Source organism: Belnapia sp. F-4-1, from assembly GCF_000802185.1.
Taxonomy (GTDB): Bacteria; Pseudomonadota; Alphaproteobacteria; order Acetobacterales; family Acetobacteraceae; genus Belnapia.
The window spans coordinates 4,988,482-5,008,998 of the sequence record NZ_KN676113.1 but is presented as its reverse complement, the minus strand read 5'-3'; the positions used below and the strand labels follow the sequence as shown (position 1 = coordinate 5,008,998).

The window sequence follows — 20,517 nt, the reverse complement described above, 5'->3', positions numbered from 1 at the left end:
CCATCGAGGCGCAGTCTGCCCTTCGCAGACCGCCTCGAGGATCGCCATGGATGACCTGCTCGCCGATTTCTTGACCGAAACGAACGAAGGCCTCGGGGCGCTCGATGCCGCCCTGGTGCGGCTCGAACGGGCGCCCGAGGACATGGCGACCCTCTCCGAAGTCTTCCGCATCGTCCACACCATCAAGGGTACCTGCGGCTTCCTCGGCCTCACCCGCATGGAAGGCGTGGCGCATGCCGCGGAGAACGTGCTCGGCCGCTACCGGGACGGGGCGCTGCGCGTCACCCAATCCGGCATCTCAGCCATCCTGGGCGCGATCGACTGCATCCGCGGGATCGTGGCGGCATTGGAAGGCACGGGAGCGGAGCCTGCCGGCGACGATTCCGCCCTGATCGCCTCCCTTGACGCCATTGCCTCCGGCGAGGCCGCACCGGCACCGGCCGCGCCCATCGCCGTCGCGCCAGCCCCCGTGGCATCGCCGCCCGCGCCCACGGTGCCCCCGGTGACTGTCGCTCCTCCGCCTGCCGCCCTTCCTCCTGCCGCGCCGCCGGCCTCGGCCGAGCCCGAGCCCGGCGGCGTCAATGCCCCGCCGCAGACCATCCGCGTCACCGTCGAGGTGCTGGAAGGGCTGATGATGCTCGTCTCCGAGCTCGTCCTGACCCGCAACCAGCTCCTGCAACTCTCCCGCAACGGCGCCGACAGCGCCTTCGCCGTGCCGCTGCAGCGTCTTTCCCACATCACCTCCGACCTGCAGGAAGGGGTGATGAAGACGCGCATGCAGCCGATCGGCAATGCCTGGGCCAAGCTGCCGCGGCTGGTGCGCGACCTTGGCGTCGAACTGGGCAAGAAGATCGAGCTCGAGATGCGCGGCGCCGAGACCGAGCTCGACCGGCAGGTGCTGGAGCTGATCAAGGATCCGCTGACCCATATGGTCCGCAACTCGGCCGATCATGGCCTCGAGACACCGGAGCAACGCATTGCCGCCGGCAAACCCGAGGCCGGGCGGATCATGCTCAACGCCTCGCATGAGGGCGGCCACATCATCATCGAGATCGCCGATGACGGGCGCGGCCTCAACGCGGAGCGCATCCGGCAAAAGGTGCTGGCCCAGGGCCTCGCCACCGAAGCGGAGCTGGCAACGATGCCGGAGCGCGAGATCCAGCGCTTCATCTTCCGCGCCGGATTCTCCACCGCGGCCGCGGTCACTGCCGTCTCCGGCCGCGGTGTCGGCATGGATGTCGTCAAGACCAACATGGAGCGGATCGGCGGCACGATCGAGGTCCGCTCGAAGGAGGGTCGTGGCACCGCATTCATCGTGAAGATCCCGCTGACGCTCGCCATCGTCTCCACCTTGATCGTTGAAGCGGGTGGTGAGCGCTTTGCCATCCCGCAGATCGGCGTGGTGGAGCTGGTCCGCGTCGGGGGCGAGGGCGCGCCGCAGCTGGAGCGCATCAAGGACAGCGCCGTGTTGCGCCTGCGCGATCGGCTGCTGCCGCTCGTCAACCTGTCCGGCCTGCTGCACCTGGACAGCCCTGCCAAGGAGGAGAGCGCCTTCGTCGTCGTCACCCAGGTCGGTCCGCATGTCTTTGGCATCATCGTGGACCGCGTCTTCGACACGGAGGAAATCGTGGTGAAGCCGGTGGCTCCCATCCTGCGCCATGTGACGATGTTCTCCGGCAACACGATCCTCGGCGACGGCAGCGTCATCATGATCCTCGATCCTAACGGCATCGCCCGTGCCACGGGCGTCGGCGCCGAGAGCGGGGACGGGGAGGCGGAGCGGGACGGCAAGCGCCAGGCAGTCGCCCATCGCTCCGACCAGCGCACCGCGCTGCTGCTCTTCCGCGCCGGCGACGCGACGCCGAAGGCGGTGCCCCTCGGCCTCATCGCCCGGCTTGAGGATGTGGAGCGCGAGCGCATCGAGAATGCCGGAGGCAGGCCACTCGTCCAGTACCGTGGCAAGCTCATGCCGCTGGTGCCGCTCAGCGGCCATTGGGAGCAGCCGTTGGCGCCGGAACGCCAGCCGGTTCTCGTCTTCTCTGACGGCGAGCGCACCATGGGGCTGATGGTCGACGAGATCCTCGATGTGGTCGAGGAGCGCCTGGTGATCGACGGTGCGGGCGAGCGCCCTGGCTTCCTCGGCACCACCGTGATCGGTGGCAAGGTGACGGAGATGCTGGATACTGCCTGGTGGCTGCGGCAAGCGGGCGAGGATTGGTTCGGCCACAGTGCCGAGCATGAGGCAGGCGGCGGGCGGCGCATCCTGCTGGTCGAAGACAGTGCCTTTTTCCGCAACCTCGTCATCCCGGCCATCGGTGCCGCGGGCTATGACGTGACGGCCGTCGCCGATGCCGAGGAGGCGCTCCGGCTCCGCGAGGCGGGCCTGAGCTTCGATGCGATCATCTCCGACATCGCCATGCCGGGCATGGACGGCATCGCCCTCGCCCGGGCGTTGCGTGAGGCTGGTGCCTGGCGAGACCTGCCGCTGATCGCGCTGACCGGCCGCTCCGATCCGGCCGATATCGAGCGCGGCCGCGCCGCCGGCTTCACCGATTATGTGGCCAAATTCGACCGTGCTGCCCTGTTGGAGAGCCTCCGGCAGTGCCTTAGCGCGCCGGTCGTCGCCTGAGGAGGACCCCGATGCAAACCCAGACCACCACGGGCCCGGCGCCCGGCTTGCCGGCGCGCGGCGGCGTGCATGCCGACGCTGCGGAGGATATCTACCTGACGCTGACCGTCGCCGACCAGCTCTGCGGCGTCCCCGTCCTCGCCATCCGCGACGTGCTCGGCGTACAGGCCATCACCCGCATCCCGTTGGCGCCGGCCGAGGTGGCCGGCAGCCTCAACCTGCGCGGCCGCATCGTCACGGCGATCGACCTGCGCTGCCGGCTCGGCCTGCCGCCGAGGGTGGAGGGACATCGCGGCGCGATGAGCGTTGTCGTCGAGCGTGACGGAGAGCTCTACAGCCTGCTGGCCGACCAAGTGGGAGAAGTGCTGCCTCTGCCGCGCGGCGAGCGTGCCGCCAACCCGGTCACGCTCGACGCCGTCTGGCGCGACGTCTCGAACGGCGTCCATCGCATCGGCGAGCGGCTGCTGATCGTCATAGATGTCGAGCGCATCCTGGCGATCGGCTGAGCTTCGGCTCCAAACAAGGAGAACCACATGATGACCGGCGCAAGCCCGGCTACCTGCCTGGTGGTGGATGACAGCCGCACCGTCCGCAAGGCCGCCCGGCGCATCCTGGAGAAACTGGGCTTCACCATTGCCGAAGCGGGTGACGGGGTGGAGGCGCTGGCCGCCTGCCGTGCCGCCATGCCACAGGTGATCCTCCTCGACTGGAACATGCCGGTAATGGACGGGATCACCTTCCTTCGTCATGCCCGCGCCGAATTCGGGCCGGACCGGCCGACGATCGTGCTCTGCACCACCGAGGCTGCGATGGACCGGATTGTGGAGGCACTCGGCGCCGGCGCGCAGGAATACATCATGAAGCCCTTCGATGAGGAATTGCTGCGGGACAAGTTTCAGCAGGCCGGGTTGCTGCAGGATCAGGCGGCGTGACCACCGCTCCCGTCCGGGTCATGCTCTGCGACGACAGCGCAACCGTGCGCGCCGCCCTGGCGCGGGTTCTGGAGGCCGATGTCGGCATCAAGGTCGTCTCCCGCGTGGGCGATGGGAAGCAGGCCGTCGAGGCCTTCGCCGCCCTGCCGCCGGCTGGCCGGCCGCAGGTGGTGCTGCTCGATCTGGAAATGCCGGTGATGGATGGGATGACCGCCTTGCCGCTTCTGCTCCGGCAGGAGCCAAGGCCGGCGGTCATCGTCGCCAGTGCGCTGACCCAGAAGGGCGCGACCGCCACCATGGCCGCCCTGCGCGCCGGAGCCGCGGATTACATCCCGAAGCCCGGCGCCGCCGGCGGCGGGCTTGCCGATCCCGGCTTCCGTGCGGAACTGCTCGCCAAGGTAAAGGGCTGGGCACGGGTCGGACCGTCGCGGCCGGCGGCCAAGACCGTGGCTCCCGTGCGGGCTCCCGCGCTTGCCATGGGGCGTGCCTTGCGGGCGGTCGGCATCGGCTGCTCCACCGGAGGGCCGCAGGCACTGACTGTCCTGCTGCGCGGCCTCAGCCGGCCTCTACCCGTCCCCATCGTCGCCGTGCAGCATATGCCGGCCGGCTTCACCGCGATGCTGGCAGACCATTTGGACAGGCTCGGTGGCCCGGGCTGCGCCGAAGCGCGCGACGGCGAGGTGTTGCAGGCCGGGCGCTTCTACCTCGCTCCAGGCGACCGGCATTTGCTGGTGGAGGGCAGGGCGGATGGCGGTCTCGTCGCCCGGCTGTCCGATGCGCCGCCCGAGAATTTCTGTCGCCCTGCCGTCGATCCGATGTTGCGCAGCCTCGGCGCAGCCTGTGGCGGCGCGGTGCTGGCCGTGATCCTCACCGGAATGGGGCAGGATGGGCTGCTCGGCTGCCGCGCCGTCGCCGCCGCGGGCGGCACGGTGCTGGCACAGGATGAGGCAAGTTCGGTGGTTTGGGGCATGCCGGGCGCCGTGGCACGGGCCGGCTTGGCCCAGGCCCTTTTGCCGCCCGAAGGGTTGGCGGATCAAATAGCGGCGGCGGCCGAAGCCCGGTCCCGGTCCGTCCGGCAAGGAGTAGTGGCATGAGTCCCGACAGCTTCGCCTTCATCGCCGGGCTGGTGAAATCCCGCTCCGGCCTCGTGCTGACTGCGGACAAAGGCTATATGCTGGAAACCCGGCTCGGCCCGCTGCTGAAGCGCGACGGCCTGGCCGGTCTGGATGCCCTGGCCCTCAAGCTGCGCGATCCGCGGGCCGGGGCACTGGCCGAGGCAGTGACGGAGGCGCTCACCACCAACGAGAGCAGCTTCTTCCGTGACGGCAAGCCTTTCGACCATCTGCGGAAGGTCCTGCCGGCGCTGGTCCGCGCGCGGCCAGCGGGTGCGACGCTTCGCATCTGGTCGGCGGCCTGCTCGACTGGGCAGGAAGCCTATTCGATCGCCATGCTTCTCGGAGAGGTTCCGCTGGAAGGCCGGCGGGTGGAGATCTTCGGTACGGATATCGCCGATGGGGTCGTTGCCCGGGCGCGGGAGGGATACTTCACCCAATTCGAGGTGCAGCGCGGCTTGCCGGCCCGGCTGCTGGTGAAGCATTTCCGGCAGGAGGATGGGCGTTGGCGGGTCTCGCCGGAGCTGCGCAGCATGGTGCGGTTTGAGCGAGGCAACCTCCTTGGTGAGTTGCGCGGCTTCGGGCGGTTCGACGTGATTTTCTGCCGCAACGTGTTGATCTATTTCGACGCTCCGACCAAAGCGCGGGTGCTGAACGCACTTGCGGCGCAGCTGCAGCCGGATGGCGTGCTGTATTTGGGTGGGGCGGAGACGGTGCTCGGGCTGACGGATCGATTGGTGCCGGTGCCCGGCGAGCGCGGCGCCTATGAACGGCCGAAGGAAGCGGCCTTGGCAGGCTGATCGCTACAATACTGCTTGGGGTTCGAAGGGCCCGGTGAATCGACGTCACCGGGCCTTTTGCAGGTCAGGCGACCTGACGGTCGGCGGGGATGGCGGCCGGGCGGGACGGTGCGAAGCCGGCGGCGAGGCGAGTGTCCGGGTCGCGCAGGACATAGCCGCGGCCCCAGACGGTGCCGATCAGGTTGTCGGCCCCGGCCTGTGCCAGCTTCTTGCGCAGCTTGCAGATGAAAACGTCGATGATCTTCACCTCGGGCTCGTCCATGCCGCCGTACAGGTGGTTGAGGAAAGCTTCCTTGGTGAGGACCATGCCCTTGCGCAGCGTCAGCAACTCGAGGATTGCATACTCCTTGCCGGTGAGGTGGACCTGCTGGCCTTCCACTGTCACCTCGCGGGAGCCGAGGTTGAGGGTCAGGCCGCCGACCGAGAGGCTCGGCTGTGCGAAGCCCTTCGCCCGGCGGACCACGGCCTGGATGCGTGCCAGCAGCTCCTGCCCGTCGAAGGGCTTGGTGATGAAGTCGTCGGCGCCGACGCCGAAGCCCTTCACCTTGGCCTGAGGCCGGGCAAGGCCGGAAAGGATCAGCACCGGCGTTTCGACACGGCTGGCGCGCAACCGGCGGACGACCTCATAGCCCTCCATGTCGGGCAGGACGAGGTCCAAAATAACGATATCGTAATCATAAAGGCGCACCAGCTCCAGTGCTTCCTCGCCGCTGTCCACCGCGTCCACCACCATGGCGGAAGCCTTCAGCATGGCCGTGATGCCACGGGCTGCCGTCAGATCGTCCTCAACCAGAAGCACACGCATGCTGCGGTTCTCCACACGTTTTACGTGTGTAGAGATATCACTTTCACGCGCATTTGGAAGAACTTATTCATCTTTGAGACGCATAAAGATCGGAGACGATGTCTCAAAACTCTCAAAATGAGATCCGTTCCCATGAGGATGCACTCGAATTCGCCCTTAAAAGGCCTGCAATCCACCCTGCAGCGCACCGAACGGCTTCGCCTGCACGGCACGGTTGTAGGGGCGGGGGGGCTCCAGCTTAGTGTTGAGGGACTCGCCTCTTGGTTGCAGGTCGGCGCCCGGCTTCATCTACAATCAGCTAATCAGCCGCCGATCCCGGCCGAGGTCGTTGGGTTTCAGGCCGGGCATGCCCGTGCTCTCGCCTTCGCACCGCTGGAGGGCATCGCTCCCGGTACACCGGCCGTGCTGGCGCCGCCGGCCTGCCTGTTCGTCGATGACAGCTGGCTCGGGCGGGTGATCGATCCGCTCGGGCGGCCGATCGATGGCAAGGGGCCGCTTCGCCCTGGGCCGTTGCCGCTACCGGTCCGCGCCGCACCGCCGGAGGCGGGGACGCGGGCGCGGCTGGGACCACGGCTCGATCTTGGCGTAAGGGCGCTCGATGCCTTCGCCACCTGCCGGCGCGGCCAGCGGCTCGGCCTTTTCGCGGCCTCGGGCGTGGGCAAGTCCACCCTGCTCTCCATGCTGGCGGCGGGGGCGGATTGCGATGTCGCCGTGTTGGCCCTGGTCGGGGAGCGGGGAAGGGAATTGCGGGAGTTTCTGGAGGACGACCTCGGCCAGGCCGGCCTCGCCCGCAGCATCGTCGTCTGCGCCACGTCGGACAGCCCGCCGCTGATGCGCCGCGAGGCCGCGCTCGCCGCCATGGCCATCGCCGAGCATTTCGCCGATGCCGGCCGGCAGGTGCTGCTGATGATGGACAGCGTCACCCGCTTCGCCCTCGCCCTGCGGGAGATCGGCCTCGCGGCGGGCGAGCCACCAACGACGCGCGGCTACACGCCGGGTGTCTTCGCCGAGTTGCCGCGGCTGCTGGAGCGCGCCGGCCCGCGGGCGGAGGGATGCGCCGGCGCCATCACCGGCCTCTTCACCGTGCTGGTCGAAGGCGATGACCATGACGAGCCGGTGGCCGATGCGGTGCGCGGCATCCTCGACGGACATGTGGTGCTCGACCGCGCCATCGGCGAGCGTGGGCGTTATCCGGCGATCGACATCCTGCGCAGCCTCTCGCGCACCGTGCCCGGCTGCCTGCGGCCCGAGGAGGCGGCGCTGATGCGGCGTGCGCGCGCCATCCTCGCCCTGCACGGGGAGATGGCGGATCTGGTCCGACTCGGCGCCTATCGTGCCGGGGCCGACCCGGCGGTGGATGAGGCGGTTCGTCTTGCGCCGCGGATCGAAGCCATGCTCGCCCAGGGCAAGGGCGAGCGGGACACCGTTGCGGGGGCCTTCGCTGCGCTGGCCGAGGCGCTGGGCGGTACCGATGCGGCGTGACCCGCTTGCCGCCTTGGCCCGGCTGCGGCGGCTGGAGAGCGACGAGGCGCGGCGCGTGCTCGGCGAGGCCAATAGCCGGTTGATGGCGGCCGAGCTTCGCGCGGCGGCGGCCGTTGCGGCGCTCCGCCTGGAGAGGCAACCGGGCGGGGAGGCGGATTACGGCCAATGGCTCGCCCGCGGCGTGGCCGAGCGGGATCGCGCCATCCGCGCCGCCGGATTCGCCGACGAAAGCGCCACCATCGCCCGGCAAGGCCTGGCTGAGTGCCGTGCCGCGGAGCGGGCGTTGGAGCATTTGCGCGAGGCCCGGGCAGAGGCAGCACGGCGTCAGGCCGCGCGCCGCTCACAATCGGTGCTCGACGAGGCCGCGGCGCGCCTTGCCCTGCGCGAATAACAGGCGACGGCCACGACCGGGAGACGCTGAGCGGTGCAGGGTGCGTAGCCGGAAGGAAAGGGGTCGGTGCGATGCCCGACCTTCGGCAATGGCGGCCTCTGCTGGCCGTGGCATGTCGGTTCCTGACGGCGGGTCATGCCTTGGCCCAATCCGCCAGGACGCTGCAGCGCATCGGCCCGGACTGGGGCTGGCAGAGCGCCAGCCCAACCCGGCGGAGATCGAGGCCCGTGCCAGGGCACGCGGCCGGGGGCACAGGCCGCGCAGGCCCCGTTGCGGCCTGCCGCTGAGACCTACTCCGCCGCCAGTACTCCGCGGCGAATCTGGTCCAGCTCGATGCTTTCGAATAGGGCGCGGAAATTGCCCTCGCCGAAGCCCTGGTCGCCCTTGCGCTGGATCAGCTCGAAAAAGATCGGGCCGATGACGGTGCCGGTGAAGATCTGCAGCAGCCGCCCGCCTTCCGGCGTTGGCGCGCCGTCGGTGAGGATGCGGTTGCGCGCCAGCCGCTCGATCTCCTCGGCCGTCAGGTCGGGCATGCGCTTCGGCAGCAGCTCGTAATAGGTGTCCGGGCTGTCCATGAACTCGATCCCGCCCGTTCGCATGCCCTCGACGCTGGCGAAGATGTCGTTGGTGCCGAGGGCGATGTGCTGGATGCCCTCGCCGTTGTAGGCGCGGAGATATTCCTCGATCTGCGACTTGTCGTCGCTGCTCTCGTTGATCGGGATGCGGATCTGGCCGCAAGGCGAGGTTAGTGCGCGGGACCTCAGCCCGGTCAGCTTGCCCTCGATGTCGAAGTAGCGGATCTCGCGGAAATTGAAGAGTTTCTCGTAGAAGCTCCACCACACATCCATGCGCCCGCGATGCACGTTGTGCGTCAGGTGGTCGATCACGGTGAGGCCCTGGCCCGCCGGTCGTGGATTGGCACCCTCGATCCAGCGGAAATCGACATCGTAGATGCTGCCCTTCGCGCCATAGCGGTCGACGAAATAGAGCAGGCTCCCGCCGATGCCCTCGATGGCCGGGATGTTCAGCTCCATCGGCCCGACCTTGCCGGTGACGGGCTTGGCGCCGAGGGCGATCGCCCTCTCATACGCTTTCGCCGCATCGGCGACACGGAAAGCCATGGCGCAGGCGGAAGGCCCGTGCACCTTCTGGAAGGCCTGGGCGAAGCTCTCCGGCTCCGCGTTCAGGATGAAGTTGATATCGCCCTGCCGCCAAAGCGAGACCTGCTTGCTGCGATGGACGGCGACGCGGATGAAGCCGAGCCGGCCGAACAGGGCCTCCAGCCCCGGCATGTCGGGGCCGGTGAACTCGACGAATTCGAATCCGTCCGTGCCCATCGGGTTCTGGTCGGAGATGGTGCCGGCAAAGCCAGTGCGATCGGGAGGGATGTCCATGCTCGGTCTCCTCAGACGGGTTGGTCGCCGGGGGCCGCGGCGCCGGGCGCGATCGGCTCCGCATCGCGGGCCTCGGCCAGCAAACGCGGCAGGTCCTGCATCGCCGCGAAGAGCTCGGCATAGCTCTCGATGACGAAATAGGTCGGCTGCAGGTCGTCGATGAAATACTCGCTGCGCAGCACGCGGCGCGGGTCGAAGCGGAGGCGCCGCGGCCTGTCGCTCCCGGTCGCATGCACCGTCTCGGCGGAGGAGGAGAGGATGCCGGCGCCATAGGCGCGCAGCCCGCCATCCTCCCGGATCAGGCCGAATTCGACCATGTGCCAGTAGAGCCGGGCCAGCGGCTTCAGCGCGCCCATCCGTGCCGCCTGCTCGCCGAGGCGGCCATAGGCGGCGAGGAACTCAGCGAAGTCCGGCTGGGTCAGCAGCGGCACATGGCCGAAGGCGTCGTGGAAGATGTCCGGCTCGACGATGTAGTCCAGCTCCTCCGGCTGGCGGATCCAGCAGGTGATGGGGAAGCGCCGTGCGGCAAGATGGCCGAAGAAGGCGCCGTCCGGGATCAGCCCCGGCACCGCAACCAGGCTCCAGCCGGTGGCCGCGCGCAGCCGCGCGGAGCAGGCAGCGAAGTCCGGCACCCCCTCGGCGAAGGGGAGGGCGGCGAGGCCGGTGCGGAAGGCGGCCGCCGCATGGAGCGGCAGCAGCGCTGCCTGGCGCCGGTAGAGCGTCCGCCATGTGGCGTGATCGGCTGGCGCATAGCGCGCCATGTTCTGCATCAGGGTGAAATCAGCCGCGGCGGCCGCGTAATCGCCCCGCAGCCCGGCCGGCAGTCCTTCGATCAGCCCATCCATGACGGACCTCCCATGCTTGCCGGTAGGTTAACCGGAGGCACGGAGGGATTTTCGGCAAACTTCACGCCAGCGCCGGCTAGATTGAGCGAAACCCGCTATCGGAAGGCCTTGCCATGGCGAAAGCCACTACCGACCTCGATGCGCTCGACCGCCGCATCCTGCGTGCCCTGCAACGCGACGGCCGGTTGCCGGTGGTGGCGCTGGCCGAGCAGGTCGGCCTGTCGCCGACGCCTTGCCAGCGCCGCGTCCGGCGGCTGGAAGAGGCGGGCATCATCGCCCGCTACGGCGCGGTGCTCGACCCGGCGCGGCTCGGGCTGCCGCTTCAGGCTTTCGTCATGGTCGCGCTGGAGAGCCATGCGGAGGAGGTGGTGGACCGCTTCCACAAGGCCCTGGCCGAGCGGCCGGAAGTGCTCGCCGCCTATGCGATGAGCGGCGAGATGGACTACCTGCTCCACGTCCTCGCCGCGGATTTCGAGGCCTATGCCGAATTCGCGCTGAAGGCCCTGCTGCGCATGCCGGGGGTGAAGGAGACGCGCAGCAGCTTCGTCCTCACCGCCCTCAAGCCGCCGGGCGAGGTCCCGGTGTGACGCTCCAGCTCTCGCGGGTGTTCAGCGTCGCCGGATCGAAACCTGCGATGCGCTTGTAGCCGTTGATCGTCGCCTCCAGCTCGGCACAGGGGACGACATCCTCCAGCCGATCGAATCCATCCGGCGCGCGGGCATGGACCAGGTCCAACACCCGGTCCGGCCCGTCGCCGCGATTGGCCTCGACGACCGCAGCCGTCGCCGGCCGGCGCACCGCCTCATAGGCCTCGAGCCCGGCCTCCACAGCGCCGTGCCGCGCCAGTTGCAAGGCGAGGAAGCGGGCATCCAGCACGGCCTGGGAGGCACCGTTGGAGCCGATCGGGTACATGGGATGGGCCGCATCGCCGAGCAGCGTCACCCGGCCCTGGCGCCAGCGCGGCAGCGGGTCGCGGTCCACCATGGGGAATTCATAGACTGCTTCGGCCGCGCGGATCAGCCCGGGCACGTCGAGCCAGGCGAAGCGCCAGTCGGCGAAGATCGGCAGGAAGTCCTCGATGCGCGCCGGGCGGTTCCAGTCCTCCCGCGCCCAGGGCGTCGTGGCCGGGAAGCGCTGCTCGGCGATCCAGTTGACCAGCATCCGCCCGCCGGGGGCCTCGCCGATCGGGTAGCAGACGAATTTCGTGTCCCGATGGCCTGCCTGCACCATGGTGGCGCCGCTGAGGAAGGGCCGCGCCGGGCTCACCGCCCGCCAAAGGATGGCGCCGTTCCAGCGCGGCGCGCCCTCGCCGGGGACGAGGCAGGCGCGGACCGCGGAATGGATGCCGTCGGCGCCGATCAGCGCATCGCCGCGGGCCGTGCTGCCATCCCCGAAATGCGCGGTGACGCCCGCCTCGTCCTGGCTGAAACCCGCGAGCCGGCGCCCGCTATGGAGCCGCTCCGTCCCGAGCCGGGCCAGTGCCGCATCCCAGAGGAGCATCTGCAACCGGCCGCGGTGAATGGAGTATTGCGGCCAGCGATAGCCAGCGGCGAGGCCGCGCGGTTCGGCCCAGATGGTCTGGCCGAAGCGGTTGGCGTAGCGGAATTCCTGAGTCGCAACACCATTCGCCGCCAATGCCTCCCCGAGACCGAGCTCTGTGAGCTCGCGCACCGCATGCGGCTGGAGGTTGATGCCGACGCCGAGCGGGCGGACTTCCGCCGCCGCTTCGAAGACCTCAACCTCGATCCCGGCCGCATGCACCGCCAGCGCCGTCGCCAGCCCACCGATGCCGCCGCCGATGACCAGGACGCGCATGCTCGTCTTCCCTGTTGTTTTCGCTTCCGTATCGCGCGGCGGCAGGCCGGTCCATCCCCGTAACCAATTGGTGAGGAGTGTTACGCCTTCAGCTTCTCCAGCACGCAATAGGACTGGCCAAGGGCCCGCGGCCCGGCCGGCACCGCCTCGGTCGCAGTCTCTGGGGTGATGGCGATGCTCGGCTTGTCGCCCCGCTCCATGGCAATGACGGTGAAGCCGAGCCGCTTGGCCCAGAGCCGCAGGTCATCGGCATGCATGAAGACGTTGATGTGGCCGAGATAGGAGCGCTTGCGCACCCAGTCGACATTGCCCTCGAAGACGCTCCACTGGGCTTCGACGGCGAATTCGAAGAAGGAGAAGATCACCCGCCCGCCCGGCGCCAGCACCCGGGCGCATTCCTGCAGGTAGACGTAGGATTCCTCGTGCAGGAGATGAGTGAAGACCGAGAAGAAGGTGACGAGATCCGCCTCGCCATCGGCCAGCGGAATGCGGTTGCCCTGGCTCAGCTCCAGCCGGAAGTCGGGCCGGGCCATCTTCCGTCGGCAATAGTCCAGCAGCTCCGGCACCACGTCGAGGCCGAGATAGCGCAGCGCCGGATAGCGCCGGAGCTGCGCCGCCAGCCGCCCGGCGCCGCAGCCGACATCGACGACGCGGCTGTCATCCCGCAGCCCGTATTGCCGCAGCAGGCTGTGCTCCAGCACGCCGAACAGCTCGAGATTGCCGCCGACCGAGCGGGCGACCGCCTCATCCTCCGGGAAGGCCGCGAGGTAGGCACGGACCATGGCGGCATAACTCTGGACATAGTTCAATTGGAGGCTCATGCGTGCTCCGCCCGGCGTGATCGGCCCCGGCGAGCTATCATGCGGCACGGCGGCCGGTCCAGCATGGCGGCCGCGTTGACCCTGGCCGGGCCCGTCCCTAGCTTCCGGCCATGAGCGACGACCCCATCTTCCGCCCCAATCCCTTTCTCCAGACCGGGCTTTCGGTGCGGATCATGGACCTTTCGGGCGCCAACGGCTCCGAACCGGTCGAGACCGTCACCGGCTTCCGCACCCTGGAGCATGCCAACGCCTTCGCCCGCCGCTATGTGCGGGACAGCCTGGAGCGCTCCCGCACCGCCGGGATGACGCCGGACGAGGTGATCGCCAGCTGGTTCGCCTTCGGCGAGGATGCCGAGGTGCAGGGTGCCGGCGAGCAGGCCTGGGCCAGCGCCACGGAACTCGCCGACTTCGCCGCCCAGCCGGTACGCGATGCCGAGGACAGGAATTGGCGCGCCCTCGACCCCCGCCGCGACGAGGAGGATGGCGAAGAGGAGGAAGCGTGAGCCTTCACGCCGTCCGCTGCCGGGATTATGGCGATCCGGGCGAGGAACGACCAAATGGCGAATGGACGGCGAAAGGCTTCGCCGGGGCGGAACAGGCCCGCCGCTCCATTTGCGCCCAGATCGAGGATTTGCGGGCCGGGACCGGATCCGCCGAGGAATTGAGAGAAATGTATCGTAGCTTCGGCGGATATGCCCGCACCCCCGCCTTCGGCCATGAGGCCTCGGCAGCGCATGGCTTTGCCACCCCTGCCGGCCGCAGGGCGGAGACCGACTGCCTGACGCTCGAGCCGCGGGGCCGCCGGGCATGAAGCTCCGCTTCGCCCCCTCGCCGACCGGGCTGCTGCACGTCGGCAACGCCCGCGCCGCGCTGGTGAACTGGCTCTTCGCCCGGCAGCGCGGCGGCACGGTGCTGCTGCGGCTCGACGATACGGATCTGGAGCGCTCCAAGGCGGAATATGCCGAGGCCTTGCAGGAGGACCTCCGCTGGCTCGGCCTCGACTGGGACGAGAGCTTCCGCCAGTCCGACCGCCTGCCGCTCTATGCCGCGGCGGCCGAGCGGCTGAAGGCATCCGGCCACCTCTACCCCTGCTTCGAGAGCGAGGAGGAGTTGCGCTACAAGCGGGAGCTCCGCCTCAAGCAGGGCCGGCCGCCGCTCTATGACCGCGGCGCCCTCAAGATGACGCAGGAGCAGTATGAGCGGGCGCTGGCCAATGGCAAGCGGCCCTATTGGCGCTTCAAGCTGGGCGGCCTCCAGCGCGAGTGGGAGGATGGCGTGCTCGGGCGGCGCGCGGTGAAGCTCTCCAGCCTCTCCGACCCCGTGCTGGTCCGCGCCGATGGCTCGCCGCTCTATACCTTCACCTCAGTGGTGGACGACCTCGACAGTCGGGTGACGCATATCGTCCGCGGCGAGGACCATGTGACCAATACGGGCGTGCAGCTTGATATCTGGGAGGCACTCGGCGGCCGGCCGCAGGCGCTTTCCTTCGCCCATCTGCCGCTGCTGACCGATGCGGATGGCGGGCCGCTCTCCAAGCGCCTCGGCAGCCTGTCCCTCCGCCAGCTCCGCCGCGACGGGGTGGAGCCTGCGGCGCTGGCAGGCTACCTCGCCGCCCTCGGCACCTCGACCGACCCGGCGCCCGGGATGCCGGCGGAGCTGGTGCCGGGCTTCGCGCTGACCGCCATCTCCCGCTCCGCCGCGCGGTTCGACGTGCAGCAGCTGCTCGCCCTGAACCGGAAGCACCTGCATGAGCTGCCCTTCGAGGCGGTGAGGGCGCAGCTTCCCGCGGGCGCCGACGAGGAATTCTGGCTTGCGGTGCGCGGCAACCTCGACCTGCTCGGCGAGGCGAAGCCCTGGTTCGAGGTGGTGCGCGGCAGCATCGTCCCGCCGGTCCAGCCGGGGGAGGGGGAGTTCCTCCGAGCCGCCCTCGCTGCCCTGCAGCCGGAGCCCTGGGACGCCGCGACCTGGGGTGCCTGGACCGAGGCGCTGAAGCAGACCACCGGCCGCAAGGGCAAGGCGCTGTTCCTGCCGCTCCGCCTGGCGCTGACCGGCGAGGATCATGGGCCCGACCTCAAGGTCCTGCTGCCGCTGATCGGGCGGGAGCGGGCGGCGTTGCGGTTGAAGCTCGGCGCCGAGGGTTGAGCTTCTGGCTGCGGCCGGCCTAGAATGTCAGCGATGTCCAAGGCCTGTCGCTGCTGAACCTCCCCGCCCGCGGGCCCGGCCCGCGGCCTCGGCTGCGTGCCCCCTTGCGACGACGGACCCCTCGATGACCCAGCTCCATTTGCACAACAGCCTGACGCGCACGAAAGAGGAATTCGTGCCGATCGATCCCGGCCATGTGCGGCTCTATGTCTGCGGCCCAACCGTCTACGACCTGGCGCATCTCGGGAATGCGCGGCCGGTGGTGGTCTTCGACACGCTCGCCCGGCTGCTGCGGCGGCTCTATCCGCGCCTCACCTATGTCCGCAACGTCACCGACGTGGACGACAAGATCAACGCGCGCGCGGCCGAGAGCGGCGAGCCGATCGGCGCCATCACCGCCCGCACCACGGCCGACTTCCACACCGACATGGCGGCGCTCGGCGCCCTGCCGCCGGATGAGGAGCCGCGCGCGACGCAGTCCATCGCGCCGATGATCGCGCTGATCGAGCGGCTGATCGCCCGTGGCCATGCCTATGCCGCCGAGGGCCATGTGCTGTTCAGCGTGCCCTCCTTCCCGGAATACGGCACGCTCTCCGGCCGCAGCCCGGATGAGCTGGTTGCGGGCGCACGGGTCGATGTCGCGCCCTACAAGCGGGACCCGGGCGACTTCGTGCTGTGGAAACCCTCGGACGAGGCGACGCCCGGATGGGACAGCCCCTGGGGCCGCGGCCGGCCCGGCTGGCATATCGAGTGCTCGGCCATGTCCTGGCAGGCGCTGGGTGAGGTCTTCGACATTCATGGCGGCGGCCATGACCTGATCTTCCCGCACCATGAGAACGAGCTGGCGCAGAGCCGCTGCGCCTTCGGCACGCCGCGCATGGCGAATGTCTGGCTGCACAACGGCATGTTGCGCGTCAATGGCGAGAAAATGTCGAAGTCGCTCGGCAACTTCCTCACCGTACGCGACATCCTGGCCCGCGGCGCCTGGGCTGGAGAGGCTTTCCGTCTGCTGCTACTGCGCACCCATTACCGCGCCGACCTCGACTTCACCTTCGCCGGGCTGGATGAGGCGAAGGCGGAGCTGGACGACGGCTATGCCATGCTCGCCCGCGCCGTGGCGCCTGCCGATGGGCACGAGATGACGCGCAATGCCATGGTGGACTGGGCGTTGGAGCCGCTGCTCGATGACCTCAACACGCCGCTGGCACTCACCCGGTTGCGCGACCTGCGTACCCTGGAAAACGTCGCCAGCGTCGGCGGGAGCGCGACTTCGGTGCTGCACCGCATCGGCAAGCCCTGGCCTGTCGTCGCCGGCCTTGCCGCGGAGGCCTTCCGCGAGGCCGCCGCGCTGATCGGCCTGCACCCCTCCGAACCCGAGGCCTGGCTGCGCGGCGGCGAGGATACGGGGTGGGTGGAGCAGGCCATCGCCGACCGCCTCGCCGCCCGCAAGGCGCGGGACTTCGCCGAGGCGGACCGCATCCGCGACGCGCTGAAGGCCAAGGGAGTCCTGCTCGAGGATGGCCCGCAGGGCACCACCTGGCGGCGGGCGTGAGCCACTCCGCCGAGGACTGGATGGATGCGCTGAAGCGCATCGCCCTGACCGACCCGAAGCGCGCCTGGTTCCGCGCCCATCTCGACGCGCCGGGCTGCACCGCGACCGAGGCGGCCCTCGCGGCGGCGGCGGGGCAGCCCATCGCCGAGTACCGGGCGCTCGCCGCCGAACTGGCCGCGGCGCTCGAGGCCGACATGCCGGAGGAGCCGCTCGCCCTGGTCGCCGAGCGGGCAGGGGAGGGGTGGCGGCTGCATGCGCCGCTCGCCTTCGCCCTCGGCATCCACCGCGTGGTGCCCGATGCCTGGACCCGCGGCGGCAAGCCGGCGGCGAAGCTGCAGCCGGCGCCGGGCGAGAGCCCCGTCGTCGTCCTCGTCCGCCCGCAGCTCGCCGAGAACATTGGCACCACCGCCCGTGCCATGGCGAATGGCGGGCTCTTCCACCTCCGCCTGGTCGCGCCGCGCGATGGCTGGCCGCAGGACCGCGCCTGGCGCACCGCTTCCGGCGCCGATGCCATCCTCGATGCCGTGCAGGTCTTCCCGGACGTGCCGAGCGCCATCGCCGATTGCCACCGCGTCTTCGCCACCTGCCCGCGGCCGCGCCACATGATCAAGCCGCTGCGCACCGCCCGCGCCGCGGCCGAGGATGTGCGGGAGGTCAACGAGCGCGGCCTGCGCTGCGCCGTGCTTTTCGGCCCGGAGCGCGCCGGCCTCGAGGCCGACGACATGGCCCATGCCGACACGCTGGTCCGCTACCCGCTGAACCCGGCGCATATGTCGCTGAACCTCGCCCAGGCGGTCATGATTTTCGCCTATGAGTGGTGGACGGCCCGCGAGACGACGCCCTCCCGCCGTCTTGTCACCAACGGCACGGCGGTCGCCAGCAAGGGACTGCTCGAGGCCTTCCTCGACCGGCTGATCGGCGAGCTGGACGCCTCGGGCTTCCTCGAGCCGGAGAAGAAACGGGCGAACATGGTCCGCAACCTCCGCCACTGGTTCGAGCGCGGCGAGGTGACGGAGCAGGAACTCCGCACCCTTCATGGCGTGGTGACGGAGCTTTCCCAAGGGCGAATGCGGCGGGGGCGGCCGGACCTGGACTAGATCGGCCTGGTCTCGCTCCGTGCCCAGTCCTCGCCCATCAGCGCATTGCTCGGCTGGGTCTTGTCGACGACCTTGCGCGCGGCCTCGGCGCCGGCGACCGGCAGGCCCTTCGGGTCGAGCAGCCCGACCTGCACCAGCACCGAAGCCTGGTCCCAGTAGATGTGCTCGTGCACCAGCTTGTCGCCCGCGAACTGCACGATGGCGACGAGGGCCACCTCCACCCGCCGCCCCGTCGGCGGCACGCCCGGCAGCATCCAGTCGACGCCGGAGGTATGGGTGAAGCGGAAGATCATCTCGTCGACGATGCTGCTCTCGCCGACGGTGCGGCTGATCGGCACCAGCTCGGTATCCGGCGGGTTGGCGCCGATGAAATGATATTTATAGAAGCGCTTGAGCTGGTCGTGCCCGACGCCCCCGGTCATGGTCGGGACGTGGTTCACGTAGGGCTCGGGCACCATGGAGGCCATGGTTGCCTCCACGTCGCGGGTTTCGAACTCGTAGCGGCAATGCGCTTCCCAGAGCGCGACAAGGTCATGGCCGGGCATCGTCTGGCCTCCCGGTTGCGGTCACTGCGGCTTTGGCAGCCGGTTCGCCAGCTTCCGGGCCAGGGCGTAGCCGAGGAGCCCTGCCACCGGCGCCGCGGGCAGCACCAACAGCCAGCCCATATGCACGTTCTGCACAACAAGGCCGAGGCCGATGCCGAGCATAAGCCCGCCGACGAGGCTGCCGACCACGCCGGCGGTCAGGCCGAGGATGAGGACTTCCGCACGTGTCACCATGGGATGGGCATTAGGCCCCGAAGCGAGGGTTTGACAAGCCGCCCCCTCCGCTTCTATAGGCCCGCTTCTTCCTGGGAACGTGGACGCAGCCCAAGGGAACTTGGACCGCTGCGCGCCCGCTTTTGCCCGTACCGGGCCTGGGCCTACCGGGACAACATCGCTAGCGGAAGGCCGCATCCGGAAACCGGGGCGGAACGCATGAGCCTATGACCAAGCGCCTTGAATCCAAGTACAAGATCAACCGCCGCCTCGGGGTCAATCTCTGGGGCCGGGCCAAGAGCCCGATTAACAAGCGCGAGACCATCCCCGGCCAGCATGGCGCCCGCCGCAAGCAGAAGCCGACCGACTTCGGCGTCCAGCTCATGGCGAAGCAGAAGCTGAAGGGCTATTACGGCAACATCGGCGAGAAGCAGTTCCGCAAGTATTACGAAGAGGCCGTGCGCCGCAAGGGCGACACCTCCGAGAACCTCATCGCCCTGCTCGAGCGCCGGCTCGACTGCGTGGTCTACCGCATGAAGCTGGCCGTCACGCCCTTCGCCGCGCGGCAGTTCGTGAACCATGGCCATGTGCTGGTGAACGGCAAGCGCCTCAACATCTCCTCCTACCAAGTCAAGGACAACGACCTGATCGAGGTGAAGGAGAAGTCGAAGCAGATGACCGTCGTGCTCGACGCCGTGCAGAACGGCGAGCGTGACGTGCCGGAGTATATCGAGATCGACCACCGCGCCATGCGTGGCCGCTTCGTCCGGGCGCCGAAGCTTTCCGACGTGCCCTATCCGGTGCAGATGGAGCCGAACCTGGTCGTCGAGTTCTACTCGCGGTAAGGTTGCGCTGGGCTCAGCGGAAGCTCCCATGTTGGGAAGGTGTTGCAAGGGGGGAGGGCACAGCCTTCCCCTCTTATTTTTTATGCCCGCCCATATTGCCTGCCATCGCGCTGCCTGCTGAGCGAAGTCCGCCGGCACGTTGCGCGGCACCAAGGTGGCCAGGATTTCGGTCAGCAATCTTCAGTTGAGCAGCCTGTTCGCGCGCAGACGCGTCACCGCCAGGTCGACAAACGTCCTCACCTTCGCCGGCGCCTGGCGTCCCTGGGCGTACAGCAGATGGATGGGTAGCGGCGGCTCCTCGTAGTCGGCGAGCACGACCCGCAAGCGGCCTTCGAGCAGGGCTGGGCCGATCTGGTAATGCAGGACCCGCGTCAGCCCCCAGCCCGCCAGGGCAGCGGCGATGCCAGCCTCGTTCGTATTGCTCTGCAGGACGGGATGGACCCTCACGCGCTGATCCTGCGCGAACCGCCACTCCGGCGATGCCCATGCACCCGTGGACATGGCGATGCGGTGGTCCTTCAGGTCCTGCGGAGTCGCCGGGATTCCATGCTTCTCGAAATAGGCGGGCGAGCCGCAGATGACGCGGCGCACCGTGCCCACCTTGGCGGCCGTGAAGCCGGAATCCGAGAGATGGCCGATGCGGACCGCGACATCGATGCCTTCCTCGACGATGCTGACGGGACGGTCGACGAAAAGCGTCCGCGCCGACATGGTCGGGTAGGTGTCGAGGTAGTCGGTCACGATGGGCAGCACGTGCATGTGGCCGAAGAGGACGGATGCCGTCACGGCGAGGGTGCCTGACGGTGTCGCATAGGAGCCGGCAGCCGCGGCCTCCGCCTCGACGATGTCGGCGAGGATGCGGCGGCAATCTTCATGGTAGCGGCTGCCCGCCTCCGTGAGCTTCACGGACCGCGTGGTGCGAACCAGCAGCCGGGCACCGATGGCTCCCTCGAGGGCAGCCACTGCACGGGTGACTGCCGGAGCGCTCATGTGCAACAGACGGGCGGTCTCCGCGAAGCTTGCCGTTTCGGCAACCTTCGCAAAGATGCGCATGGCCTGCCAGCGGTCCATGATCCATTCCCCGTCTCAGGCTGTTC

At 69.1% G+C, this 20,517-nt stretch carries 22 protein-coding genes; 14 read left to right on the top strand and 8 right to left on the bottom strand.

Going from position 1 to position 20,517, the window contains the following annotated elements; all coding sequences use genetic code 11:
• Window positions 1-46: 46 nt before the first annotated feature.
• From LH62_RS23600 to LH62_RS23580, 5 genes are read left to right on the top strand one after another with little or no spacing between them, the layout of a single operon-like run.
• Window positions 47-2,629, top strand: a complete 2,583-nt coding sequence (locus LH62_RS23600; RefSeq protein ID WP_043364573.1) for a chemotaxis protein CheW — start codon at window positions 47-49, stop codon at window positions 2,627-2,629.
• Window positions 2,630-2,640: 11 nt separating this feature from the next.
• A complete protein-coding gene (locus tag LH62_RS23595) occupies window positions 2,641-3,135 on the top strand; it encodes a chemotaxis protein CheW (RefSeq protein ID WP_043364572.1) in 495 nt (164 codons plus the stop codon).
• 27 nt (window positions 3,136-3,162) lie between these two features.
• On the top strand, window positions 3,163-3,561 hold the full coding sequence (locus LH62_RS23590; RefSeq protein ID WP_082012748.1) for a response regulator: 399 nt from the start codon (window positions 3,163-3,165) through the stop codon (window positions 3,559-3,561).
• A 20-nt stretch (window positions 3,562-3,581) separates the two neighbouring features.
• Window positions 3,582-4,655, top strand: a complete 1,074-nt coding sequence (cheB, locus tag LH62_RS23585) for a chemotaxis-specific protein-glutamate methyltransferase CheB (RefSeq protein WP_052215048.1) — start codon at window positions 3,582-3,584, stop codon at window positions 4,653-4,655.
• Complete coding sequence (locus LH62_RS23580; RefSeq protein WP_043364571.1) at window positions 4,652-5,473, top strand: protein-glutamate O-methyltransferase CheR; 822 nt, start codon at window positions 4,652-4,654, stop codon at window positions 5,471-5,473. Before cheB ends, LH62_RS23580 begins: the two co-directional genes overlap by 4 nt.
• Before the next feature lie 64 nt (window positions 5,474-5,537).
• Here the strand turns inward: LH62_RS23580 and ctrA are convergent, their stop codons facing one another.
• Window positions 5,538-6,278, bottom strand: coding sequence for a response regulator transcription factor CtrA (gene ctrA, locus LH62_RS23575; RefSeq protein WP_043366486.1), 741 nt, complete (start codon window positions 6,276-6,278; stop codon window positions 5,538-5,540).
• 132 nt (window positions 6,279-6,410) lie between these two features.
• Here ctrA and LH62_RS23570 point away from each other — a divergent pair, with 132 nt between their 5' ends.
• Both LH62_RS23570 and LH62_RS23565 read left to right on the top strand, forming a co-directional pair.
• Window positions 6,411-7,760: a FliI/YscN family ATPase gene (locus tag LH62_RS23570; RefSeq protein WP_369796808.1), complete on the top strand. Its 1,350-nt coding sequence runs from the start codon at window positions 6,411-6,413 to the stop codon at window positions 7,758-7,760.
• Window positions 7,750-8,151: a hypothetical protein gene (locus LH62_RS23565; protein WP_043364570.1), complete on the top strand. Its 402-nt coding sequence runs from the start codon at window positions 7,750-7,752 to the stop codon at window positions 8,149-8,151. The genes LH62_RS23570 and LH62_RS23565 overlap by 11 nt, the downstream gene beginning before the upstream one ends.
• 290 nt (window positions 8,152-8,441) lie before the next feature.
• On the opposite strand, the gene hppD is transcribed toward LH62_RS23565, so the two are convergent.
• A complete protein-coding gene (gene hppD / locus LH62_RS23560) occupies window positions 8,442-9,545 on the bottom strand; it encodes a 4-hydroxyphenylpyruvate dioxygenase (protein ID WP_052214858.1) in 1,104 nt (367 codons plus the stop codon).
• Window positions 9,546-9,556: 11 nt separating this feature from the next.
• The gene (phhA, locus tag LH62_RS23555; RefSeq protein ID WP_043364569.1) at window positions 9,557-10,390 is read right to left on the bottom strand and encodes a phenylalanine 4-monooxygenase; all 834 of its coding nucleotides are present in this window, start codon (window positions 10,388-10,390) and stop codon (window positions 9,557-9,559) included.
• Window positions 10,391-10,503: 113 nt separating this feature from the next.
• Between phhA and LH62_RS23550 the strand changes: the two genes are divergently transcribed.
• The gene (locus tag LH62_RS23550) at window positions 10,504-10,977 is read left to right on the top strand and encodes an Lrp/AsnC family transcriptional regulator (protein ID WP_043364568.1); all 474 of its coding nucleotides are present in this window, start codon (window positions 10,504-10,506) and stop codon (window positions 10,975-10,977) included.
• Here the strand turns inward: LH62_RS23550 and LH62_RS23545 are convergent.
• Both LH62_RS23545 and LH62_RS23540 read right to left on the bottom strand, forming a co-directional pair.
• Window positions 10,949-12,205 carry a flavin-dependent oxidoreductase gene (locus tag LH62_RS23545; protein ID WP_043364567.1) on the bottom strand — a complete coding sequence of 419 codons (1,257 nt, stop codon included), beginning with the start codon at window positions 12,203-12,205 and terminating at the stop codon, window positions 10,949-10,951. The two genes, LH62_RS23550 and LH62_RS23545, sit on opposite strands and share 29 nt — an antisense overlap.
• Before the next feature lie 80 nt (window positions 12,206-12,285).
• Window positions 12,286-13,026 carry a class I SAM-dependent methyltransferase gene (locus LH62_RS23540; protein ID WP_052214857.1) on the bottom strand — a complete coding sequence of 247 codons (741 nt, stop codon included), beginning with the start codon at window positions 13,024-13,026 and terminating at the stop codon, window positions 12,286-12,288.
• Window positions 13,027-13,136: 110 nt separating this feature from the next.
• On the opposite strand from LH62_RS23540, the gene LH62_RS23535 reads away from it, so the two are divergent.
• The 5 genes from LH62_RS23535 to LH62_RS23515 all read left to right on the top strand — a co-directional run bounded on the left by LH62_RS23535 (window position 13,137) and on the right by LH62_RS23515 (window position 17,817).
• On the top strand, window positions 13,137-13,529 hold the full coding sequence (locus LH62_RS23535; RefSeq protein ID WP_043364566.1) for a hypothetical protein: 393 nt from the start codon (window positions 13,137-13,139) through the stop codon (window positions 13,527-13,529).
• Window positions 13,526-13,837, top strand: a complete 312-nt coding sequence (locus tag LH62_RS23530; protein ID WP_043364564.1) for a hypothetical protein — start codon at window positions 13,526-13,528, stop codon at window positions 13,835-13,837. The genes LH62_RS23535 and LH62_RS23530 overlap by 4 nt, the downstream gene beginning before the upstream one ends.
• Window positions 13,834-15,168, top strand: coding sequence for a glutamate--tRNA ligase (gene gltX / locus LH62_RS23525; protein ID WP_043364563.1), 1,335 nt, complete (start codon window positions 13,834-13,836; stop codon window positions 15,166-15,168). The genes LH62_RS23530 and gltX overlap by 4 nt, the downstream gene beginning before the upstream one ends.
• Window positions 15,169-15,292: 124 nt before the next feature.
• Window positions 15,293-16,720 carry a cysteine--tRNA ligase gene (gene cysS / locus LH62_RS23520; RefSeq protein WP_043364562.1) on the top strand — a complete coding sequence of 476 codons (1,428 nt, stop codon included), beginning with the start codon at window positions 15,293-15,295 and terminating at the stop codon, window positions 16,718-16,720.
• Between the two features lie 332 nt (window positions 16,721-17,052).
• Window positions 17,053-17,817, top strand: coding sequence for an RNA methyltransferase (locus tag LH62_RS23515; RefSeq protein WP_043366482.1), 765 nt, complete (start codon window positions 17,053-17,055; stop codon window positions 17,815-17,817).
• Here LH62_RS23515 and LH62_RS23510 read toward each other — a convergent pair.
• Window positions 17,814-18,362: an ester cyclase gene (locus LH62_RS23510; protein WP_082012746.1), complete on the bottom strand. Its 549-nt coding sequence runs from the start codon at window positions 18,360-18,362 to the stop codon at window positions 17,814-17,816. The two genes, LH62_RS23515 and LH62_RS23510, sit on opposite strands and share 4 nt — an antisense overlap.
• A gap of 21 nt (window positions 18,363-18,383) precedes the next feature.
• Window positions 18,384-18,596 carry a hypothetical protein gene (locus LH62_RS23505; RefSeq protein WP_043364560.1) on the bottom strand — a complete coding sequence of 71 codons (213 nt, stop codon included), beginning with the start codon at window positions 18,594-18,596 and terminating at the stop codon, window positions 18,384-18,386.
• Window positions 18,597-18,802: 206 nt separating this feature from the next.
• Between LH62_RS23505 and rpsD the strand changes: the two genes are divergently transcribed.
• Entirely contained in the window at window positions 18,803-19,420 is a 618-nt protein-coding gene (gene rpsD, locus LH62_RS23500) for a 30S ribosomal protein S4 (protein ID WP_043364559.1), read from the top strand.
• Window positions 19,421-19,600: 180 nt separating this feature from the next.
• On the opposite strand, the gene LH62_RS23495 is transcribed toward rpsD, so the two are convergent.
• Entirely contained in the window at window positions 19,601-20,491 is an 891-nt protein-coding gene (locus LH62_RS23495; protein ID WP_043364558.1) for a LysR family transcriptional regulator, read from the bottom strand.
• Between the last annotated feature and the right edge of the window lie 26 nt (window positions 20,492-20,517).